Source organism: Pseudomonas sp. MC6 (genome assembly GCF_054790575.1).
In genome coordinates this window covers 1,244,164-1,264,651 of the sequence record NZ_CP186504.1, presented here as the reverse complement: position 1 = coordinate 1,264,651, position 20,488 = coordinate 1,244,164, and the positions used below count along the sequence as shown (strand labels likewise).

General features: G+C 59.5%; 15 protein-coding genes and 1 pseudogene. 5 read left to right on the top strand and 11 right to left on the bottom strand.

Annotation, left to right across the window (positions count from 1 at the left end; genetic code table 11):
• Window positions 1–35: 35 nt before the first annotated feature.
• Window positions 36–254 carry a DUF2970 domain-containing protein gene (locus ACOYXE_RS05865; RefSeq protein ID WP_016983294.1) on the top strand — a complete coding sequence of 73 codons (219 nt, stop codon included), beginning with the start codon at window positions 36–38 and terminating at the stop codon, window positions 252–254.
• Between the two features lie 5 nt (window positions 255–259).
• Here ACOYXE_RS05865 and ACOYXE_RS05860 read toward each other — a convergent pair whose 3' ends face one another.
• On the bottom strand, window positions 260–1,333 hold the full coding sequence (locus ACOYXE_RS05860; protein WP_460928159.1) for an ABC transporter substrate-binding protein: 1,074 nt from the start codon (window positions 1,331–1,333) through the stop codon (window positions 260–262).
• 524 nt (window positions 1,334–1,857) lie between these two features.
• On the opposite strand from ACOYXE_RS05860, the gene ACOYXE_RS05855 reads away from it, so the two are divergent.
• Together ACOYXE_RS05855 and ACOYXE_RS05850 are read left to right on the top strand one after the other, a co-directional pair.
• Window positions 1,858–3,516 carry a nitrite/sulfite reductase gene (locus ACOYXE_RS05855; RefSeq protein WP_034152311.1) on the top strand — a complete coding sequence of 553 codons (1,659 nt, stop codon included), beginning with the start codon at window positions 1,858–1,860 and terminating at the stop codon, window positions 3,514–3,516.
• Window positions 3,500–3,994, top strand: a complete 495-nt coding sequence (locus tag ACOYXE_RS05850; protein WP_160058279.1) for a DUF934 domain-containing protein — start codon at window positions 3,500–3,502, stop codon at window positions 3,992–3,994. The genes ACOYXE_RS05855 and ACOYXE_RS05850 overlap by 17 nt, the downstream gene beginning before the upstream one ends.
• 68 nt (window positions 3,995–4,062) lie before the next feature.
• On the opposite strand, the gene sohB is transcribed toward ACOYXE_RS05850, so the two are convergent.
• Window positions 4,063–5,094, bottom strand: coding sequence for a protease SohB (sohB, locus tag ACOYXE_RS05845; protein ID WP_160058281.1), 1,032 nt, complete (start codon window positions 5,092–5,094; stop codon window positions 4,063–4,065).
• Window positions 5,095–5,298: 204 nt separating this feature from the next.
• Between sohB and ACOYXE_RS05840 the strand changes: the two genes are divergently transcribed.
• A complete protein-coding gene (locus ACOYXE_RS05840; RefSeq protein ID WP_160058282.1) occupies window positions 5,299–6,009 on the top strand; it encodes a histidine phosphatase family protein in 711 nt (236 codons plus the stop codon).
• 50 nt (window positions 6,010–6,059) lie between these two features.
• Complete coding sequence (locus ACOYXE_RS05835; RefSeq protein WP_053120860.1) at window positions 6,060–6,377, top strand: SCP2 sterol-binding domain-containing protein; 318 nt, start codon at window positions 6,060–6,062, stop codon at window positions 6,375–6,377.
• 81 nt (window positions 6,378–6,458) lie between these two features.
• Here the strand turns inward: ACOYXE_RS05835 and ACOYXE_RS05830 are convergent, their stop codons facing one another.
• The 9 genes and pseudogenes from ACOYXE_RS05830 to ACOYXE_RS05790 form a co-directional block, all read right to left on the bottom strand.
• A complete protein-coding gene (locus ACOYXE_RS05830) occupies window positions 6,459–7,454 on the bottom strand; it encodes an IS110 family RNA-guided transposase (protein ID WP_460926376.1) in 996 nt (331 codons plus the stop codon).
• A 364-nt stretch (window positions 7,455–7,818) separates the two neighbouring features.
• Window positions 7,819–9,393, bottom strand: coding sequence for an ABC transporter ATP-binding protein (locus ACOYXE_RS05825; protein WP_460928155.1), 1,575 nt, complete (start codon window positions 9,391–9,393; stop codon window positions 7,819–7,821).
• A 1-nt stretch (window position 9,394) separates the two neighbouring features.
• Entirely contained in the window at window positions 9,395–10,417 is a 1,023-nt protein-coding gene (locus tag ACOYXE_RS05820; protein ID WP_160058286.1) for an ABC transporter permease, read from the bottom strand.
• Complete coding sequence (locus ACOYXE_RS05815) at window positions 10,417–11,481, bottom strand: microcin C ABC transporter permease YejB (protein ID WP_160058288.1); 1,065 nt, start codon at window positions 11,479–11,481, stop codon at window positions 10,417–10,419. The genes ACOYXE_RS05820 and ACOYXE_RS05815 overlap by 1 nt, the downstream gene beginning before the upstream one ends.
• Window positions 11,468–13,309, bottom strand: coding sequence for an extracellular solute-binding protein (locus ACOYXE_RS05810; protein ID WP_460928152.1), 1,842 nt, complete (start codon window positions 13,307–13,309; stop codon window positions 11,468–11,470). Before ACOYXE_RS05810 ends, ACOYXE_RS05815 begins: the two co-directional genes overlap by 14 nt.
• Window positions 13,310–13,534: 225 nt before the next feature.
• Window positions 13,535–16,191: pseudogene (locus tag ACOYXE_RS05805) on the bottom strand (TonB-dependent receptor).
• Window positions 16,192–16,309: 118 nt separating this feature from the next.
• Complete coding sequence (locus tag ACOYXE_RS05800; protein WP_160058294.1) at window positions 16,310–16,813, bottom strand: RES family NAD+ phosphorylase; 504 nt, start codon at window positions 16,811–16,813, stop codon at window positions 16,310–16,312.
• Complete coding sequence (locus ACOYXE_RS05795) at window positions 16,810–17,286, bottom strand: antitoxin Xre/MbcA/ParS toxin-binding domain-containing protein (protein WP_174244514.1); 477 nt, start codon at window positions 17,284–17,286, stop codon at window positions 16,810–16,812. Before ACOYXE_RS05795 ends, ACOYXE_RS05800 begins: the two co-directional genes overlap by 4 nt.
• A gap of 270 nt (window positions 17,287–17,556) precedes the next feature.
• Complete coding sequence (locus ACOYXE_RS05790) at window positions 17,557–20,466, bottom strand: TonB-dependent receptor domain-containing protein (RefSeq protein WP_405123481.1); 2,910 nt, start codon at window positions 20,464–20,466, stop codon at window positions 17,557–17,559.
• Between the last annotated feature and the right edge of the window lie 22 nt (window positions 20,467–20,488).

The following is a 20,488-nucleotide window of genomic DNA, read 5'->3' as shown; positions in this document are numbered from 1 at the left end:
ACTATGCTTTAAGGCACGATTTCGAAGGGGGATTTATGGACGATCCAGTCGACAACAAACCACCGACCTTCTGGCAGATGCTGCACAGCGTGATGGCAGCGGCGTTCGGAGTGCAGAGCGGCAAGAACCGGGCAAGGGACTTCACCCATGGCAAGCCCAGCCATTTCGTGATGCTGGGCATTCTGTTCACCGCGGTGTTTGCATTGACGCTGTTTGCCATCGTCAAACTGGTGCTGCATTTCGCCGGTGTCTGACGCGGTCAGCGCATCAGCGTTTGCAAGGTAAACGGATAGCGATAGGACTCCGGCTGCCCCTTGGCCGAGAGCTTGCGGAAATTCACCCCGTAGTCCGGCGACGCGCCCATGGCCAGCATTTGCCGGGCATGCGCTTTGTCGATCAATGGCAACAAGGGAATCTGCCGGTCACGGCCGCCGTAGCGATTCAAATCGACGCCCTGCTCAACGTCATGCAACTCGACCAGCGCCCAACCGCCCAGGGTGAAGTGTCCGCCGACCAATGCGCTCAGGCGCCCGTCAACCAACGCCTGCAAGGCCGCCGGTGAGGTATTGATCGCACTGAACAAGGCATCTTTGCCGGGGACTTTGCCCGTTTCGGCGTACGCGCGCATCGCGCCGAAGGCCATTTCATCATTGGCCGACCACACCAGCGACACCTTCGGGTAGCGGGCGAACAGCTGTTTGGCCTGTTCATAAGCGCGTTCCTGCATCCAGCCGCTGTACACCAGTTGCCGCAGGCGGATCTGTGGATGTTCGGCCAGCGCCCGCTGCATGCCGCGTTCGCGCAACTGCGCCGAGGGCGTGACCTTCAGGCCGGAGAACGCCAACACTTCAATCGGCTCAGCGTTTGTCGACGACGGATGCAGACGGATCAGTTCCTTCATCATCAAGTAACCGCCCTCCTCGTCGTTCGGCACCAGGCTGCCGATGCGGTCGTCACGCTCGCCGACCAACGCTTGCTGGTCAGGTGTCAGCGCCGCGTTGACCATAAACAGCTTCACGCCGCTGTTTTCAGCCAGGCGCAATATTTGCGGCGCGACATATTGTTCGTTGACGAACACCAGGTACTCAGGCCGATTCGGCCCCTGCAACGCGATGCGCGCCTGAGCCAGGGTCAGTTCGGGCTGGCGCTGGGAATAGAGAATCTGCAGGTCGATTCCCAGATCATGGGCGGCCGCCTGCATGAATTGCGAATAGCTGACCCAGAAGGCTTCCTGCGTCGAACCCGGATTCAAAAACAGCACAGACTCGGCCCGTGCGCCGCTCTGGAACAGCGCGCCGAACAACAGAAGACTGAGGTGGAAAAACTTGAACATGAAACATCCGGGCCCAAGGAAAAATGGCCGCGCATTATAGCCATCCATCCCCGGCTATTGATGCCTGATCCCGCTTTTTGTCCGACAATTCGTCGGGCGCGGGCCCGGACGGGTCGTTTACTGATGGCTGACCCAGAACACCGCTGTCCCTACTACGAGAATGATCAGGAACAGAATGGCCCACGCATCGACACTGCTGTCGCTTTTTCTTGCCTTGGTCGGGTTGCTCATTGCATCGCCTCTTGTCGGTTTTATCGGTGATTGCAGAAAGACTCGACCACAGTTAAGACGATGATTGTCCGCACGACAAATGTGGGTTAGTTGACAGCCATTCTCGTTAGGCGATTTGGTTCTTTACATATACTCAAACATCACTTTTGCGCATAACTGCAAACGGGTATATTGCCCCGGCTCCTCTAGGGAGTGCGCGGCCGTGCGCGCAGAATTGCAGAGGCAAAATCGGACTCCAGCACGCGAAAACGCAGCGTTTTCCGAGTAGCCCAAAGCCTGAGAACAGGACTTATATGTACGTATATGACGAGTACGATCAGCGGATCATCGAGGACCGCGTCAAGCAGTTCCGTGATCAGACCCGACGCTATCTGGCAGGTGAGCTGAGCGAAGAAGAATTCCGCCCCCTGCGCCTGCAAAATGGCCTGTACATCCAGCGCTTCGCGCCGATGTTGCGGGTGGCGGTGCCTTACGGCCAGCTGACTTCGCGTCAGACGCGCATGATGGCCAAGATTGCCCGCGACTACGACAAGGGCTACGCCCACATCAGTACGCGGCAGAACGTGCAGTTCAACTGGCCGGCGGTGGAAGACATCCCGGACATTCTGGCTGAACTGGCCACCGTGCAGATGCACGCGATCCAGACCAGCGGTAACTGCCTGCGCAACGTCACCACCGACCAGTTCGCCGGTGTCGCGGCCGACGAAGTGATCGATCCGCGCCCATGGTGCGAGATCGTCCGTCAGTGGACCACGTTCCACCCGGAATTCGCTTACCTGCCACGCAAGTTCAAAATCGCCGTCAACGGTTCGACCGCTGACCGCGCCGCCATTGAAGTCCACGACATCGGCCTTGAGCCGGTGCACAACGCCGCTGGCGAACTGGGTTTCCGTGTCTTGGTCGGCGGTGGCCTTGGCCGTACCCCGGTAGTCGGCGCGTTCATCAACGAGTTCCTGCCATGGCAGGACCTGTTGAGCTACCTCGACGCCATCCTGCGCGTATACAACCGCTACGGCCGTCGCGACAACAAATACAAGGCGCGGATCAAGATCCTCGTCAAAGCCCTCACGCCGGAAGTGTTCGCGCAGAAAGTCGATGCGGAAATGGAACACCTGCGCGGTGGCCAGACCACATTGACCGACGCTGAGCTGCAGCGTGTGGCCAAGCACTTCGTCGATCCGGACTACAAGGCGCTGGACAACCAGACCGCGCAATTGGCCGATCTCGACAAGGAACATCCGGGTTTCGCCCGCTGGCGCACCCGCAACACTCTGGCGCACAAGAAGCCGGGTTATGTGGCCGTGACCCTGTCGCTGAAGCCGACCGGCGTTGCCCCGGGCGACATCACCGACAAGCAGCTCGATGCCGTCGCCGATCTGGCCGACCGCTACAGCTTCGGCCAACTGCGCACCTCGCACGAACAGAACATCATTCTCGCCGACGTCGAGCAAAGCCAGCTGTTTACCCTGTGGGGCGAACTGCGTGAAGGCGGTTTCGCCACGCCGAACATCGGCTTGCTGACCGACATCATCTGCTGCCCTGGCGGTGACTTCTGCTCGCTGGCCAACGCCAAGTCGATCCCGATTGCCGAATCGATCCAGCGCCGCTTCGACGACCTCGATTACCTGTTCGACATCGGCGAGCTGGATCTGAATATCTCCGGTTGCATGAACGCCTGCGGTCACCACCATGTCGGCCACATCGGTATCCTTGGCGTCGACAAGAAAGGCGAAGAGTTCTATCAGGTCTCCCTCGGCGGCAGCGCCAGCCGTGATGCGAGCCTGGGCAAGATCCTCGGCCCATCCTTCGCTCAGGAAGCCATGCCTGACGTGATCTCGAAGCTGATCGACGTGTACGTTGAACAACGTACCGAAGACGAGCGCTTCATCGACACCTACCAGCGTATTGGCATCGACCTCTTCAAGGAACGCGTCTATGCAGCGAATCATTAAAAACAACGAGGTCGTCGACGAAACCTGGCACTTGCTGCCCAAGGATTTCAACATCGACGAGATCAGCAACTGCGACGATCTGATCGTGCCACTGCAACTGTGGCGCGAACACAGCCGCATGCTCAAGGCCCGCGACGGTGGTCTGGGCATCTGGCTGGATGCCGACGAAGAAGCCGAAGAAATCGGTGAAGACGTCGCCGAGTTTCAGGTGATTGCGCTGAATTTCCCGGCGTTCACCGACGGCCGCAACTATTCCAACGCCCGTCTGCTGCGTGACCGTTACGGTTTCAAAGGCGAACTGCGGGCGATTGGCGATGTACTGCGCGATCAGCTGTTTTATATGCATCGCTGCGGTTTCGACGCCTTTGCCATTCGCGCGGACAAAGACCCGTACGAAGCGCTGGAAGGCCTCAAGGACTTCTCGGTGACCTATCAGGCCGCCACTGACGAGCCGCTGCCGCTGTTCCGTCGCCGCTAAGCCTTCAGGTTTAGCGCGGACAAAAAAACGCCGGTCATGTGACCGGCGTTTTTTTATGCCTGCTCGAGTTACCAGAAGCGCTGCTGAGTCAGACGACTCCACCAGCTCAGCAGTACGCGGTCAACCGAACCGCTGGCGGCCATGCCAATGCGCTCCTGCAAGCTTTTGCGCTCGGCGTAGTGCAGGTGATAGACCTCGGCTTTTTTTGCCCGGTCCGCCAGGTATTCATCACTGGTCTTCAGTTCATCAACCAGTTGTTTATCCAGCGCCGCGACGCCGAGCCAGACTTCACCGGTGGCGACATCGTCAATCGCCAGTTGCGGGCGATAACGGGCGACGAAGTTCTTGAACAGTTGATGAGTGATGTCGAGGTCTTCCTGGAACTTCTCCCGGCCCTTTTCGGTGTTTTCGCCGAACACCGTCAGAGTGCGTTTGTATTCGCCAGCCGTCAGCACTTCGAAGTCGATATCGTGCTTCTTCAGCAAGCGATTGACGTTAGGCAACTGCGCCACAACACCGATCGAACCGAGGATCGCGAACGGCGCACTGATGATCTTCTCGCCGATGCACGCCATCATGTAGCCGCCGCTGGCCGCGACCTTGTCGATGCAAACGGTCAACGGCACACCGGCCTCGCGAATACGCGCCAGTTGCGACGACGCCAGGCCGTAGCTGTGGACCATGCCGCCGCCACTTTCCAGACGCAGGACCACTTCGTCCTTGGCTGTAGCGAGGGTCAGCAGCGCGGTGATTTCATGGCGCAGGCTTTCGGTGGCCGAGGCCTTGATGTCGCCGTCGAAATCCAGCACGAACACACGAGGTTTGGCCTCGGGCTTGTTCTTCTGCTTCTTCTCGCTTTTCTCGGACTTGGCTTCGCCCTTGCGCAAAGCCTTGAGCTGATCCTTGTCGAGCAAGGTCTGCTCCAGGCGCTCACGCAGGCCCTTGTAGAAATCATTGAGCTTGCTGACCTGCAACTGACCGGCCGACTTGCGCCGGCCCTTGCTGCGCAATGCGGCAAAACTGGCGAGCACCACCAGAATGGCGATCACCAGAGTGACGGTCTTGGCCAGGAAGCTGGCGTATTCGGTGAAAAACTCCACAGAGACTCCTTAGAACAGTGCGTGGATGTGAAACACACGCGGGATGGCTCCAGCATACCCATGCGCCGGCTCATCGGCCAGCCGTGAAACCTCTGGCAACACCCCTGTAACGGGCATTTCAAACAAGCGTATGTTTTTTCATTGACAGCTACCCGTCATCCTCATAACCTCGCCAAACCTTCAACGTACCGGGATGACGCGGACGTGGGCAGTATCTACTTGATTCGACATGGCCAGGCCTCCTTTGGTGCAGACGACTATGACGTCCTGTCGCCGACCGGTGTGCGCCAGGCAGAAATCCTCGGTCAGCACCTCGCTGAACTGGGTATCAGCTTCGATCGCTGCCTCGCCGGTGACCTGCGTCGCCAACAGCACACGGCCACCAGCGCGCTGGCGCAGTACGCCGCCAAAGGCCTGCCGGTGCCGACGCTGGAAACCGATTCTGCGTTCAACGAATTCGATGCCGACGCGGTCATTCGCGCGCTGCTCCCGGACATGCTGGCAGACGAGCCGGAAGCCCTCGACATCCTGCGCAACGCCGCGCAGAACCGTGGCGAATTCCAACGCATTTTCGCCCTGATCATCGAGCGCTGGCTGGCCGGCACTTACGACACACCGGGGCTGGAAAGCTGGCTGGGTTTCGTCGAACGCGTCCAGGCCGGGCTGCACCGCATTCTTGATCTGGCCGATAAAAACCAGAAAATCGCCGTGTTCACCTCCGGCGGCACCATCACCGCCCTGCTCCACCTCATTACGCAAATGCCTGCCAGACAGGCCTTTGAATTGAACTGGCAAATCGTTAACACCTCGCTCAACCAGCTGAAGTTCCGCGGTCGCGAGGTGGCTTTGGCCTCCTTCAACAGTCATGCACATTTGCAGTTGTTGAAGGCTCCGGAACTCATCACTTTCCGTTGAGTCCGGTTAACTGTGAACCTTGCTGTAATCAACCTCATAAGGATCGAACCATGACCTCCGTAGCCGATGCCGTAAAAGCAATGCAAGCCAAGTTCAACCCAGCCGCTGCTGCCGGTCTGGATCTGGTTTTCGGTTTCAACATCACCGACGAAGACAAGCAGTACTCGCTGATTGTCAAAGACGGCACCTGCGACATCCAGGAAGGCGAAAACCCGGACGCCAACTGCACGCTGGTACTGGATAGCGAAACCCTGAAAGGTATCGTCAGCGGCGAAACCGACGGCATGCAGGCTTTCATGGGCGGCAAGCTGCGCGTTGAAGGCGACATGATGCTGTCGATGAAACTGTCCGAGCTGTTCCCGGCGTAATAGCGACGTTCAGTGACACAAGAATCCCGCCCCCAGTGGCGGGATTTTTGCGTTTCGGCCCTGTAGATACTCTGTTCACGGTCAAGCTTTTGCGAGATCTTTTGCGCAAAAAAGCTTGGCCGTATTGAAATCTTCGCCGGCTCGCATGCAGGCCCACAAGCCGGTCAGGTATTTGCGCATGACGGCGACGATAGCCTGCATCTTTCTCTTCCCTCGCCCGATCAACGCTTCGTAAAAGGCTTTCACGTTGCTGTCGCAACGTATGGCAGTCAGCGCTGGCATGTACATCGCTGAACGTAGGTAGGCGTTTCCGCCCTTACTTATCCGCCCAGGTTTATCGATGCTGGTACCTGATTGCGTAAGCCGCACATCGAGTCCTGCATGTCGGCTGACCTGCGCGGACTTAAGTGTCACTGGCAAGGTCGTCAATTCAGCCAGTGCCGCAAATACTGAAATTTCGCCCATGCCCGGCGCTGCGATCATGTGCCCAAACTGGGCGCTTAGCGTCGGGCAGTTGTCGATCAGCGCCCGACCTGCGAGCCTGAAACGCTCGATTCGCTTGTCAAAAGCTTCAATGGCTTCTTCTTCGTCTTCAATCAGCATTTTCACGGTTGTTTGAGTAGCTTTCAGCGCATGCAGCTCGTTCTTGGCTCGGGTGCGATGACACGTCAAACGATTGATATGCCTTCCGATAGCCCGCAGTTCCAACTGTATGGTCGTGGGCGGCGTCCACAATTTTGGGCTCATGCGTTCGCCGTATTCGGCTAGCAACTGGGCATCGATCGCATCGGTTTTGCTGTTTTTCAGCATCAGCTTGGCAAAGTTATGAAAGCTCTTCGGGTTGATAACCGAAACGGGCAAACCCGCCGCGGTGAGCTCCATGGCCAAATCCAGGTAATAGATGCCGGTGGCCTCCATCACTACGGATAAAGGCTTGAGCTCGAGCAACCTGTTGACCGCTGCTTTGCGCCCGGCGGGTGTTTGGTCGATGTTGCAGGCCCCTGCAAAACGGCCGTCGTTGCGCCAGCCCATGGCGGTCGTGCGAGACCCCACATCCAAACCGACATGCATGCTCATGCTTTCAACTCCGAGTGAACTGGGTTAGAAATGCATCCTGGTTCCCCTGACCTCGAACTTCATGCCACTGCAACCTTGTAATGCGAAGTCCGACTTGTCGGCTTCTCGATACTCTTCGTGGTGGGCAATGAGGCGGGGGGACCTCTCTACAGACAAGGTCAGGAGCAAGTCCTGCCTTTAGGAGCGATCGGTCTCCCCCAGAAACACATCTTCGTATGTCCGCACCAGCGAGCTTAGATCTCAATTGACTGGTGTGAGGGCAACATACAAGGAGCTGCGGCACGCTGCGATCTTTTGATCTGTTTTTTTTAGAACGCAAAGTCAAAAGATCGCAGCCTCGTTTCACTCGACAGTTCCTACAGGGTTACCCAGTGAACGAAGCCGCCAGCAACTCTCGGGTATACGGATGCTGCGCCGCATCAAACAGCGCATTCGTCTCGCCACGCTCCACCACCTCGCCGTCCTTCATCACAATCAAGTCATGCGCCAACGCGCGCACCACCGCCAGATCGTGGCTGATAAACAGGTAAGTCAGGCCGTGTTCTGCCTGCAAACGCCGCAACAACGCGACGATCTGCTTTTGCACCGTGCGATCCAGCGCCGAGGTCGGCTCATCCAGCAGGATCAAGTCAGGCTTGAGCACCAGCGCCCGGGCAATGGCGATGCGTTGGCGCTGACCACCGGAAAACTCGTGGGGATAACGATGGCGAGTAGCCGGATCAAGACCGACTTCGCGCAGCACATCAATCACCGCCCTCTCGCGCTCGCTGGCGTTCAAATCGCTGTGCACCTGTAGACCTTCGGCGATGATCTGCTCCACGCACAGGCGCGGACTGAGGCTGCCGAACGGATCCTGAAACACCACTTGCAGGCGTTTTCGCAGCGGCCGGAGTTGTTTGCCGCTCAAGTGCTCCAGCGCCTCGCCTTGAAAGCGAATACTGCCTCGGGCATCGAGCAAACGCAGAATCGCCTGGCCCAGCGTCGATTTTCCGGAACCGGACTCGCCGACGATCCCCAGGGTTTTGCCGCGCTGGAGATTCAAGTCAATGCCGTTCACCGCGTGCAACCAGGATTTCGCGCGCAGCCATCCGCCGCCCAAACGGAAGCGCACATTGAGATCACGCACCTCCAGCAAATCCTCAGCGGGTTCCCGGCACAATGCCTCGCCACCCGGCTCGGCGTTGAGCAACTCGACGCTATAAGGATGCTGCGGCGCGCTGAACAACTGTTCGCACGACGCCTGTTCGACAATCACCCCGCCACGCATCACCGCCACCCGCTGAGCGATATTGCGCACCAGATTCAGGTCGTGGCTGATGATCAGCAACGCCATGCCCAGCCGCTCCTGCAGTTCTTTGAGCAGCAACAGAATCTTGCGTTGCACGGTTACGTCCAGCGCTGTAGTCGGTTCGTCGGCAATCAGTAACTGCGGCTCGCAGGCCAGCGCCATGGCGATCATCACCCGTTGCCGTTGTCCGCCCGACAGCTGATGTGGATAGGCCTTGAGCCGATCGCGCGGATGTTGAATGTCGACCAATTCCAGGAGCTCCAAAATCCGTTGGCGCGCCGCCGCCCCGGCCAGCCCCTTGTGCAGCGCAAGGCTTTCACCCAGTTGTCGCTCAATCGTGTGCAATGGATTCAGCGAACTCATCGGCTCCTGAAAAATCATCGCGATGCGGTTGCCGCGCAATTGCCGCAAGTAGCGTTCATGCACGCCGAGCAGCTCCTCGCCGGCATAACGGATGCTGCCGTCGATCCGCGCGATGGCCGGGTCCAGCAATTGCAGAATGCTGTGCGCCGTCACCGATTTGCCGGAGCCGGATTCCCCAACCAGCGCCACGCACTCCCCGGGACGAATATCGAGGTCGATGCCGTGCACCACAGATTGGCCATTGAAGGCGACACGCAGGTCGCGTATTTCGATCAGATGTTCAGGCATATCAAGTCCTCGGATCAAACGCATCGCGGCAGGCTTCGCCGATGAATACCAGCAGCGAAAGAATCAGCGCCAAAGCAAAGAACGCGGTCAAACCGAGCCACGGCGCTTGCAGGTTGCTCTTGCCCTGGCCGATCAACTCACCCAGCGAAGCGCTGCCGGCCGGCATGCCGAAACCGAGAAAATCCAGCGCCGACAAGGTCGCGATCGCTCCGGTGAGAATGAACGGCAGATAAGTCAGCGTCGCGCTCATGGCATTGGGCAGGATGTGCCGAAAGATCACTTGCGCATCGCCAACCCCCAGTGCCCGGGCGGCTTTCACGTACTCCAGACCGCGACTGCGCAGGAACTCGGCCCGCACCACATCGACCAGGCTCAACCAGGAAAACAGCGCCATGATCCCCAGCAACCACCAGAAATTCGGCTCGACAAACCCGGACAGAATGATCAGCAGGTACAACACCGGCAGTCCCGACCAGACCTCCAGCACGCGCTGACCGATCAGGTCGACCCAACCGCCGTAGTAACCCTGCAATGCGCCGGCGGCGATGCCGATCAGCGCACTCGCCGCCGTCAGCGCCAAGGCAAACAGCAGCGAAACGCGCGTGCCGAAAATCACCCGTGCCAGCACGTCGCGTGCCTGATCATCGGTGCCCAGCCAGTTGTCGCCACTGGGCGGACTCGGTGCCGGCTCCGTGAGGTCGTAATTGACCGTGTCGAAAGCGAACGGAATCGGCGCAAACCACAGCCGCCCGCCCTGCCCCTCGATCAACTGCCGCACCTGCGCGCTGCGATAGTCCGGTTGAAACGGCAACTCGCCGCCGAAGTCCTGCTCGGTGTAGCGCTTGAACGCCGGGAAATACCAGTCGCCCTGATACGTCACCAGCAGCGGTTTGTCATTGGCTACCAACTCACCGCCGAGGCTCGCGCCAAACAACAAGAGAAACAGCCACAGCGACCACCAGCCGCGCCGATGTGCCTTGAAGCGCGCCCAGCGGCGCTGGCCGATTGGAGATAACGTCAGCATCAGGCAGCCCTCGCGGTGAAGTCGATGCGCGGGTCGACCAGTGTGTAGCAAAGGTCGCCGAGCAGTTTTATCAGCAGGCCGAACAAGGTGAAGATGAACAGCGAACCGAACACCACCGGATAGTCGCGCGCCACCGCCGCTTCATAACTGAGGCGGCCGAGGCCATCCAGCGAGAAGATCACTTCGATCAGCAGCGAACCGCCGAAGAACACCGTCACCAATGCTTGCGGCAATCCGGCGACGACCAGCAGCATCGCATTGCGAAACACATGGCCGTACAACACCTGTTTTTCACTCAGGCCCTTGGCGCGCGCCGTCACCACATACAGGCGCGAGATCTCGTTGAGAAAGCTGTTCTTGGTCAGGATGGTCAATGTGGCAAAACCGCCAATGACCAAGGCGATCACCGGCAGCACCAAGTGCCAGAAATAGTCGGCCACCTTGCCCCATGGTGACAGTTCGGCGAAGTTGTCCGAGACCAGCCCGCGCACCGGAAACCAGTCCAGCGCCATGCCACCGGCAAACACCACGATCAGCAGCAGCGCAAAGAGAAATCCCGGCAGCGCATAACCGATGATGATCGCCACGCTGCTCCAGACATCGAACGCCGAGCCGTTGTGCACCGCTTTGCGAATGCCCAGCGGAATCGACACCAGATAGGTGATCAGTGTCGCCCACAGGCCCAGCGACAAGGTCACCGGCAGTTTCTGCCAGATCAATTCGGTGACGCTGGCACCGCGAAAGAAACTCTGGCCAAAGTCCAGTTGCGCATACCTTTTGAGCATCAGCCACAAGCGCTCGCTGGCCGGTTTATCGAAGCCGTACTGGCGCTCGATATCGGCCACCAGTTTCGGGTCCAGCCCTCGGGTCGCGCGGGACTCACCTCCAACGGTTTCGACATGGCTGGAACCCACCGCCGCGCCCACGCCAATCCCCTGCAAGCGCGCGATGGCCTGCTCGACCGGGCCACCGGGCGCGGCTTGCACGATAACGAAATTGACCAGCAGGATCGCCAGCAACGTCGGCACGATCAGCAGCAGGCGGCGCAGGCTATAACCCCACATGGCTGTAGTCCTTGGGCTTCTGAGTTGTGGTCAGTGCGGTCGGGCTGATTTCCCACCAGGTGTCGAGGCCAGCGTCGTATAACGGCGCAATCGCCGGTCGGCCGAAGCGGTTCCACCACACCGTGGAAATCCCCGGCGGGTAATAGTTGGGCACCCAGTAATAGCCCCACTGCAACACCCGATCCAACGCATGAGCATGACGCAGCAGACTCTGGCGATTGTCGGCCTGCACCAGCCCTTCGAGCAGTGCATCGACAGCCGGATCACGCAGGACCATGTAATTGTTCGAGCCGGGATCAGCGGCGCCGTCGGAGCCAAAGTAATTGAACATCTCGCGCCCCGGGGCCTGACTCACCGGGTAACCGGCGACGATCATGTCGTAGTCGCGATTGCGCACGCGGTTGGTGTATTGCGCGGTGTCGACCTGGCGAATATCGAAGCCGATGCCGATCTGCGCCAGGTTGCGTTTGAACGGTAACAACAGCCGTTCGAAACCTTTCTGGCCATTGAGAAACGTGAAGTGCAGCAGCTCGCCACCGGCATTCACCAACTGATCGCCCTGAGGTTTCCAGCCAGCGGCTTCGAGCAGTTTCAGTGCCTGCAATTGTTCGGCGCGGATGTTGCCACTGCCGTCGGTTTTCGGTGGTTCAAACACCGTAGTGAACACTTCCTCGGGAATCTGCCCGCGCAACGGCTCAAGAATCTTCAGCTCTTCGGCATCCGGCAACGCAGTGGCCGCCAGTGCGCTGTGGGAGAAGTAGCTGCGCTGACGCAGGTACATGCTGCGCATCATCTGCCGGTTGCTCCATTCGAAATCCCAAAGCATGGCGATCGCCTGACGCACGCGACGATCCTGAAACAGTGGTTTTTGCAGGTTGAACACAAAACCCTGCGCACCTTGCGCAGCACCGGGCGCGAGGTGCTCACGGAGCAATTTGCCTTGCTCGAGTGCAGCGCCCGCGTAGCCGATGGTGAAACTGGTGGCGGAGAACTCGCGGTTGTAATCGAAGCCGCCGGCCTTGAGCACCTGCCGCGACACGTCGGTGTCGGCGAAGAACTCCACGCTCAGTTGATCGAAGTTGTAGAGGCCGCGCGTGATCGGCAGGTCCTTGGCCCACCAGTCCTGCACCCGTTGAAATTGAACGCTACGCCCGGCATCCACCGCGCTGATGCGGTACGGGCCGCTGCCCGGCGGAATCTCGAAACCGCCGCCCTCGGCGAAGTCCCGCGTACGCCACCAATGTTCGGGCAGCACCGGCAGTGTCGCCAGGTCCAGCGGCAAGGTGCGGCTGTCGTTGTTCTTGAAGAGAAAGCGCACCTGCGTCGGCGACTCGACGACGACCTCGGCGACATCGCGAAACTGCTGGCGGTATTTGAGACTGCCCTGAGTGGTGAACAGGTTGAAGGTGTAGCGCACGTCTTCGGCGGTGATCGGCGTGCCATCGTCGAAACGCGCCTTCGGGTTCAGGTAGAAGCGTATCCAGCGACGATCCGGATCCAGCTCCATCTGCTGCGCCACCAGACCGTAGACGCTATAGGGTTCGTCCTTGCTGCGATAGGCCAGTGGCGCGTAGAGCCAGCCATCGATATCGGCCACGCCGGTGCCTTTGTCGGTGTAGGGAATCAGGTGGTCGAACGGGCCGCTTTCCAGCGAAGAACGGCGCAGGCTGCCGCCCTTCGGCGCGTCGGGGTTGGCGTAGGCCAGATGCTGGAAGTCGGGAGCGTATTTGGCGGGTTCGCCGTAAACCGTTAACGCCGGTTGCGGGGCGGCCCAACTGAGCGGTGTTAGAAGCGCGAAAGCGCTGAATAAAATGAGCCTTGAGAACATGGGCAGATCCTTTTACACGGTGCTGCTACTGGCCTCTTCGCGAGCAGGCTCACTCCTACCGGGACTGCGGTGAACACAAATCCAATGTAGGAGTGAGCCTGCTCGCGATAACGCCGGGCCAGTCACCACACATCCTGCCTACCTGTGATGTGCAACAGGCCGGCGATTTTTATAGGGCGTGCTTTAGATCAATAGGTGACTAAAACCCGCCATCTCTGAGCATTTTCAAAACTTGTAACTGACCCGCGTGTACAGCGTCCGCCCGAACGGATCGCCATATTTCGGGTCGTAGCCGCTCTGGAACGTGTAGGTCTGGTTGCTGAACGGCGGTTCGCGGTCGAACAGGTTTTTTGCGCCGAGGGTCACGCTCAGGGTCTTGCGCCAGGTGTAGGTGCCGGCCAGATCCCAGACGTTGTACGAGCCGACGTAATCGTGGGTGTCGCGATCGGAGTCGTGGTAACCGCTGGTGTAGCGGTTGGTGAGCGCGGCGCCGAACGGGCCGTAATTCCAGCTGCCAGTCAGGCTGTGGCGCCAGCGCGCCACGGCACCCGCCGACGCAAAATCACCGCCACGGAAATCGCCGAGCTTGTCGATGTAGTCGCCCTTGAGCTGTTGCTGGTAGTCATAACGAGTGACGTAGGTGCCTTGCAGGCCGATGCCGAAGTTGCCGTACGGTGTGCTCGGCAAACGGTAATCGAAGCTGACGTCGACGCCATTGGTCTTGATCTTGCCGAGGTTGGCGCCAACCCGGTGACGATGTGATCGATGGAGCCATCCGGCTTGCGGATCAGGCGATCCGGGTACAGCTCAGGATTCTCGAACACCGCCGATTCGGGGAACTCGGCAATCTGGTTGGCGATGTCGATCCACCAGAAATCCAGCCCGGCGCTCAGGCGCTCGAACGGCTGATAAACAAACCCGAGGGTGACGTTGCGCGCGGTTTCCGGGCTCAGGTCAGTATTGCCGCCGCTGGTGCGATTGAACTGCTGCGCGCAATCGCGGTTGGCGATGCCGCCATTGCTCGGATTACCGCCTGCGCACAAACGCGGGTCGTTGTAGTTGGCGTTGGTGAAACTGCTGAACGTCGGGTTGTACAACTCATACAACGACGGCGCACGGAATCCTTCGCTGTAGGCGCCGCGCACCACCAGTTCCTTGAATGGCTGGAAGCGGAACGAGTATTTCGGGTTAGTGGTGCTGCCGAAGTCGCTGTACTTGTCGTGGCGTACGGCGGCGGACAGTTCGAGGCTGTCGAGCACCGGCACATTGACCTCGGCGTATTCGGCCGAGACGCTGCGATCCCCGGCAACACTGCCGTTCGGATCAACACCGAGGCTTTGCACGTCTCCGGCAAATGCGGCGAAATCCTGATGGAAGTCTTCCTTGCGATACTCGCCGCCCAGTGCCAATGCTGAAGGGCCGGCGCCGAACCAGTCGCCGATTTCACGACTGATGCGCCCGTCGATGGCCTTCACCCGCCCGACCGCCGTGGCGTAATCACCGTCCACCGCGTTGGCCGCCAACAGCGCGGAACCGGCAGCCGTCTGCGGACCGAACGGGTTGATCACACCGTTGGCAATGCCGGCGCTGACCGCACGATCGTTGACGTAGCCGTCCTGAATGCTGTTGATCACTTTGTTCTGGTTGTACGAAGCGCCGAGGTTGTAATCCCAGCCGGCGAGCGTGCCATCGAAACTCAAGAGCAAGCGCTGACTGGTGTTGTCGTCCTCATGCTGCCGCGCACCGACGGCGGTTTCACGCCAGTTGACGTCAACCGCTTGCGTCGGGTCGAGGGCGAAGCCGTTCGGCCCTGGCGTGATGCCGTTACCCGGATAGAACGCCGTGCCGGGATTGACCTGATTGCCCATCAATGTGCCGGGGCCGATTTGCGTGCGGTTTTCGTTGCGTGCCCAAAAGTATTCGAGGCTGACGTTGTGCTCGTCCGACAGCTTGCCGGTGGCTTTGGCGAAGGCCGAGGTCTTTTCGGTTTCCGGCACCAGATCAAGGTAGTTCCACAGGCTCTGCCGGCAGATGCCGTTGCGTGCCAGCAAACCCGGTGCGTTGCAGCCGGAACCGGCCAAAGGGTTGGTGGCGTTGCTGCCCTGACTCCAGTTGGCCGGCGAGGCGGTGCCGGAGGTGTAATCGAGTCCGCGGTTCGGCTGATAGTTGTAGGTGTAGCCGCGATCTTCGGCGGCCAGGCGTTGCTGCTTGTCGTAGCTGACCACGCCGAACACGTTGAAGCGATCCTCCTGCAAATCACCGAAACCCCAACTGCCGCTGAAGTTACGGCTTTCACCGCCACCCGAATGCGTCGGCGTGTCGTAACTCGTGCTGATCTGCCCTTCGGTGAGACTGGTTTTGGTGATGAAGTTGATCACCCCGCCAATCGCATCGGTGCCGTACAGCGCCGAGGCGCCATCGCGCAGCACCTCCACACGATCGATGGCCGCGAACGGGATGGTGTTGAGGTCGACACCGGAGCCGTTGATCGCATTGGTGGCGTTGTTACTCAGGCGCCGACCATTGAGAAGCACCAAGGTTTTGTTGGCGCCGATGCCGCGCAGATCCGCATAAGACGCACCGCCACTGCTCGAGCCCACCGAACGCCCGGAGCCAACCGAAGACTGGTTAGCGGAAATACGGCTGACCAGCTCCTCGGTGGTAGTAACACCCTGCTCGCGCAGCTCTTCGACGCGCAGGATGGTGACCGGCACTGCGGTTTCCGCATCGACCCGGCGGATTGCCGTCCCCGTGACTTCGACACGCTGCAGTTGAGTGGTCGGTTCGGTTGCCGTGCTATCGGCGGCGATCGCCGGCAGTGTGTTGATTGCCAGCAGCAAGGCCAGGCTCAAAGGTGATTTGACGGGTGAAAACTGAATCATGAACAGCCATCCCTGCGTTTTGGTTTATGCAGGGATGTGCGATGACGAATCAGGATTTATAGAGGCCGATTTAGACTGTTGGGTGCTGAGGTTATGCAAAAAAATCCATGCCTCGATATCAACCCGATGCCATCTCCCTCAGCAACCTTGTATCCAGGCCAAAACGTTCTTGAGAAACCATTTTGAACTGCCCCTGTGCCAGGTCGCAGCTCACCAGCAGATTCCACGAGTGGCGGGTTGCCGCCGAGGGGATCAGGACAAACGGATGCTCATCCAGTAAAGCGTCGGCAAACCGCTGTTGATTGGGCGACGGCCAAGCGGGACTCAACCAGTAAGGATTCGGGACCTCTTCGGGCTGAACGACTTTGACCCGTGCATCGCCGATGACCTCAAAGCACGTCAGCACATAAGGTTCTCTGTCCAGTACATCGAAACTATTATTGGCGGCCACCTCCAGAATGGCCGAGGACGGGTCGACAGATGCATAGACGACTCGCCGGCCAGGCGCATTCCATCGACCGCCCTTCAGTTTTGGACCCATCCCGCTGTCCCACGTATCTCCGTAGGCCTCCTGATCCAGGCGCCAGCCATACCAGTGTCCTTCCCAGGGCAAGGGATTCATGGGTAACCCCCGTACAGGAGCCGACACAAGTATTGCTCGACCATCTGGAAGCCCAGTGGATGACGGGTCAATTCCAACGGTACGTAGCCGTTCAGGTAAGGGGTGGACTTCTGCATCCATATTTCCGCCTGTGGCAGCCCCCCGAACGCCCGAGTGGCCATCTCCAGCACCAGCGCATATTGGTAGGCGACGACACTCTGTTGCGAGTCAAGCCGCACCGATTTGCCTTCCTTCAACAGCCGCTGCACGGTTCTGACAGATTTGCCGGTGATGCGTTTGACCATGTCCTCGCACAGGTACATTTCGGAAGTTGAAAGCATGTTGACGACGTCGCTCAGCTCAAAGCCCTCCTCGGTAAGGCGGACAATCAGCATGGCGTCGTCACCGAGGTCCTGGCCATGCACGAGCAAATCGACAGGCTTGCCCGCGACCTTCTTCAGCCCCGTCAGCCGGGGCACTTTTGCTGTGGGCATCGCGACATCCTCCATGGGGCATCTGGCGCGATCGTCGATCCAGAAGTTGCGCAGGGAATAAACAGAGGTTTCATGCTCGATGTGTGGGGTACGCATAATCGATCCTTTATCTGGGAGCCTGAGCGTTCAAGCCACTCAGCGACTTCAATGTCAGGTCCGATGCTATAGATCGCGCTTCCGACGACCAACCTGAAAAAGTCGTCGGAAATATCCGCTGCTTGCCGCAAAACCTGCCATTTTCCGTAGGACGTAAACGCGAGATTCCTGCCCTCAGCCGCCGAAGTGATAACTCACATCCAGCCACCACTGCCGTCCGTACGGGTCATAGTTGCCGGTCGGGTAATACGGCCACCCCGCCGAGTCATCGTGTTTGACCTGATTGAGCACGTTGTTCACGGTCAGCCCGACACTCGCCCGGTCATTGAGCTTGTAACGCGCGCTGGCGTTGAACACCGTCCACGGTGACAGGCGACCGTCCCCCGCGCCGTTGGTGACCGAACCGTAACGAATGCCCACCAGAGTCGCCGTGGCTTTCTGGTAATCCCAGGTCAGGCTGGCGTTGACCTTGCTGCGCCAGTCGTAGTTGGTGCGTGAGGTGCGCCAGTCTTGCGTGGGTGCCTCTTCCGACTCCTTGTAGTAATGCGACAACACCAGGGTGTAACCCAGCGCAGAACTGAACGCGCCGTATTGCCCGGCGCCCCAGCGGATATTGCTCTTGAAATCCAGACCACTGACCCGCTCGCTGGCGGCGTTGATCGCATTGACCCGCACGCGCTGCAACTGGTTGGGGTCGACCGCGGCATTGCCGGCGTTGCGATCGATGCGTGCCAGGGTCGCTTGGCAGTTGGCCGAATTGATGTCCTGCGTGCCGTTGCGGCATTCGTTTTCCTGTTGCAGCAAACGGTTTTCATCGACAGTGGTCAGCAAATCATCGATCTCGACGCGCCAGAAATCCGTGGAGAAATCGAAGTTGCGCGACGGCGACCAGACAAACCCGTACGTCCACGATTTGCCACGTTCGGACTCCAGATTCGCTGTACCGCTCTGGGTGTAATCGACCCGCCCACGATCACAGGCACCCTCCACGCCCTGGCTGCAACCGTAGTAATCGATCTGCGCCGGGTAGTAGCCGTTGCTGTCGGACTGATAGATGTAATTCAGATCCGGCGCGCGGAAACTGGTGCCGTAACTGCCGCGCAGCAACAGGCTGGTGACCGGGCGCCATTCCAGTCCCAGGTTGTAGGTTTTCTGCTGTTCGGTGCGGCCGCTGAATTTGTATTGATCCCAGCGTCCGGCGGCGGTCGCCAGCAGCGTGTCAGTCAGCGGAATGCTGAACTCGCCACCCGCCGCGTAGCGTTTGCGCGAGCCACCGGAACTCTGCTGTGGGCTCACGCCGTAAAAAATGCCGTCATTGAGGCCATCGTCCGGGTCAACGCGGTATTCCTGCTTGCCCGCTTCCAGCACCCCGGCGAAGCCCACCGGACCCGCCGGCAAGTCGAACAGGTCACCATTGACCGAGGCGTTGTAACTGGTCGACACCGACTTGCTGCTCTGGGTGAGGTTGCCGCGAAACTGCTGCCACTCCTGCGGCGTCAGCGGCCGGTCGAGCCGTGAAGCATCCGGGGCGAATACTGGATAACCGCCGCTGACACCGAGTTGCGGGCCAAGGTAGAAATCCTGAATCGATGACAGTGGCGTGTAGCGCGTGGTCCTGACGCTGCGATATTCCGAGCGATTGGCTGCCAGATCGTAACTCCAGCCGGTGTCGGCGATCTTGTCCGAGAGCCCCAGGGTGCCGGTCCATGAGGTGTCGCGCCACTTGCTGTTGTTGCTGGTGCGACCACCGATTTCCTCTTCGCCGAAGCGTCGATACCAGCGCTCCAGATTGCCGCTGTTCTGGTTGATGAAATCCGGTGAGGTGAAGGTCGGCCCGCGCGTGTTGTTCTGGATATGGTCGAGGCCGTACATCAAATCGGCGAAGACCTGGCCGCTGTCGCTGAAATGCCAGGTGCCACGGGTATAGCCGTCGTAGTTTTCCTTCTGGGTCTGCACGGTCCAGTAATCGTTGTACATCTGATCGGTGCGGCAGCGCCCGCCGCTGTTGACCAGTTTGTTGTCGAAGGTGCCCTGATAAGCACCGCAACCCGGTCCCCGATAACGATTGTTGCTCAGGTCGCGGCGGTAACCGACATCTGCCAGCGGGCCGTTTTGCATAAAGCCACGGTCATCGGCCCAGATCGGATCGCGGTTAGTCAGCTCCAGACCGAACAAGCCGTCAAAATCCCCCCAACTGCCGCCGCCGCTGATCTGCAAGCGCTGGTTGTCACCGCCGCCGCGCTCGCTGGTGCCGCCCTTGAGATTGACGTCGACACCGTTGATCTTGTCCTTGAGGATGATGTTGACCACCCCGGCGATCGCGTCCGAGCCGTAAATCGCCGAGGCGCCGCTGCTGAGGATTTCGATGCGTTCGATGACCGCCGACGGAATGTTCGCCAGGTTGGTGAAATTGACCTTGCCGTCGTACGGCGTTGGGTAGTCGGCGACGCGACGGCCATTGATCAACACCAGCGTATGGTTCGGGCCGAGGCCGCGCAGGTTGAGTGCGCTGGCCGCCGGTTGCCAGGTGTTGCCGTAATCTTCGCCTTGGGTCATTCCGGTGTTTTGCGTCTGCGTCGCCAGGGCGTCGTAGACGTTTTTGTAGCCGCGCGCTTCCATTTCTTCGTGGGTAATGACGTTGACCGGTGTGGCGCCATCGCTCTGCGCGCGGGCAATGCGCGAACCGGTCACGGTGACTTTTTCCATACGGTAATCGGCGCTGGTGACCGGCGCCACAGCGGTGACTTTCGCCGGCACATCAGCCGCGCGAACCGTTAAACCCTGGGTGCTTTGTTCGACTTGCAGACCGCTGCCAAGCAAGGCCTTTTCCACCGCCTGACGACCGCCCAATGCCCCACGCACCGCCGCGCTGTGTTTGCCTTTCACCAGTTCTTGGCTGAAAGAAATCGGTACACCGCTCTGCCGCGAGATGTCCAGCAACACTTCGTCGAGCGGTCCGCTGGCGATGTCGAAGGTGAACACCGCCGCTGCCGATTCCTGGGCCACCGCCGCCCATGGACTGATGCCCATCGCCAATGCAGCAGCAAGAGTCAATCGAGGTAATTTTTGTTTGATTGAGAACATCGAAGGGTTTCCCTGTTGGAGG

Bases quoted from the DNA above. Each gene is read 5' to 3' on its own strand.
- ACOYXE_RS05865 (WP_016983294.1), top strand. From the start codon at position 36: ATGGACGATCCAGTCGACAACAAACCACCGACCTTCTGGCAGATGCTG.
- ACOYXE_RS05860 (WP_460928159.1), bottom strand. From the start codon at position 1,333: ATGTTCAAGTTTTTCCACCTCAGTCTTCTGTTGTTCGGCGCGCTGTTC.
- ACOYXE_RS05855 (WP_034152311.1), top strand. From the start codon at position 1,858: ATGTACGTATATGACGAGTACGATCAGCGGATCATCGAGGACCGCGTC.
- ACOYXE_RS05850 (WP_160058279.1), top strand. From the start codon at position 3,500: ATGCAGCGAATCATTAAAAACAACGAGGTCGTCGACGAAACCTGGCAC.
- ACOYXE_RS05835 (WP_053120860.1), top strand. From the start codon at position 6,060: ATGACCTCCGTAGCCGATGCCGTAAAAGCAATGCAAGCCAAGTTCAAC.
- ACOYXE_RS05830 (WP_460926376.1), bottom strand. From the start codon at position 7,454: ATGAGCATGCATGTCGGTTTGGATGTGGGGTCTCGCACGACCGCCATG.
- ACOYXE_RS05825 (WP_460928155.1), bottom strand. From the start codon at position 9,393: ATGCCTGAACATCTGATCGAAATACGCGACCTGCGTGTCGCCTTCAAT.
- ACOYXE_RS05820 (WP_160058286.1), bottom strand. From the start codon at position 10,417: ATGCTGACGTTATCTCCAATCGGCCAGCGCCGCTGGGCGCGCTTCAAG.
- ACOYXE_RS05815 (WP_160058288.1), bottom strand. From the start codon at position 11,481: ATGTGGGGTTATAGCCTGCGCCGCCTGCTGCTGATCGTGCCGACGTTG.
- ACOYXE_RS05810 (WP_460928152.1), bottom strand. From the start codon at position 13,309: ATGTTCTCAAGGCTCATTTTATTCAGCGCTTTCGCGCTTCTAACACCG.
- ACOYXE_RS05800 (WP_160058294.1), bottom strand. From the start codon at position 16,813: ATGAATCCCTTGCCCTGGGAAGGACACTGGTATGGCTGGCGCCTGGAT.
- ACOYXE_RS05795 (WP_174244514.1), bottom strand. From the start codon at position 17,286: ATGCCCACAGCAAAAGTGCCCCGGCTGACGGGGCTGAAGAAGGTCGCG.
- ACOYXE_RS05790 (WP_405123481.1), bottom strand. From the start codon at position 20,466: ATGTTCTCAATCAAACAAAAATTACCTCGATTGACTCTTGCTGCTGCA.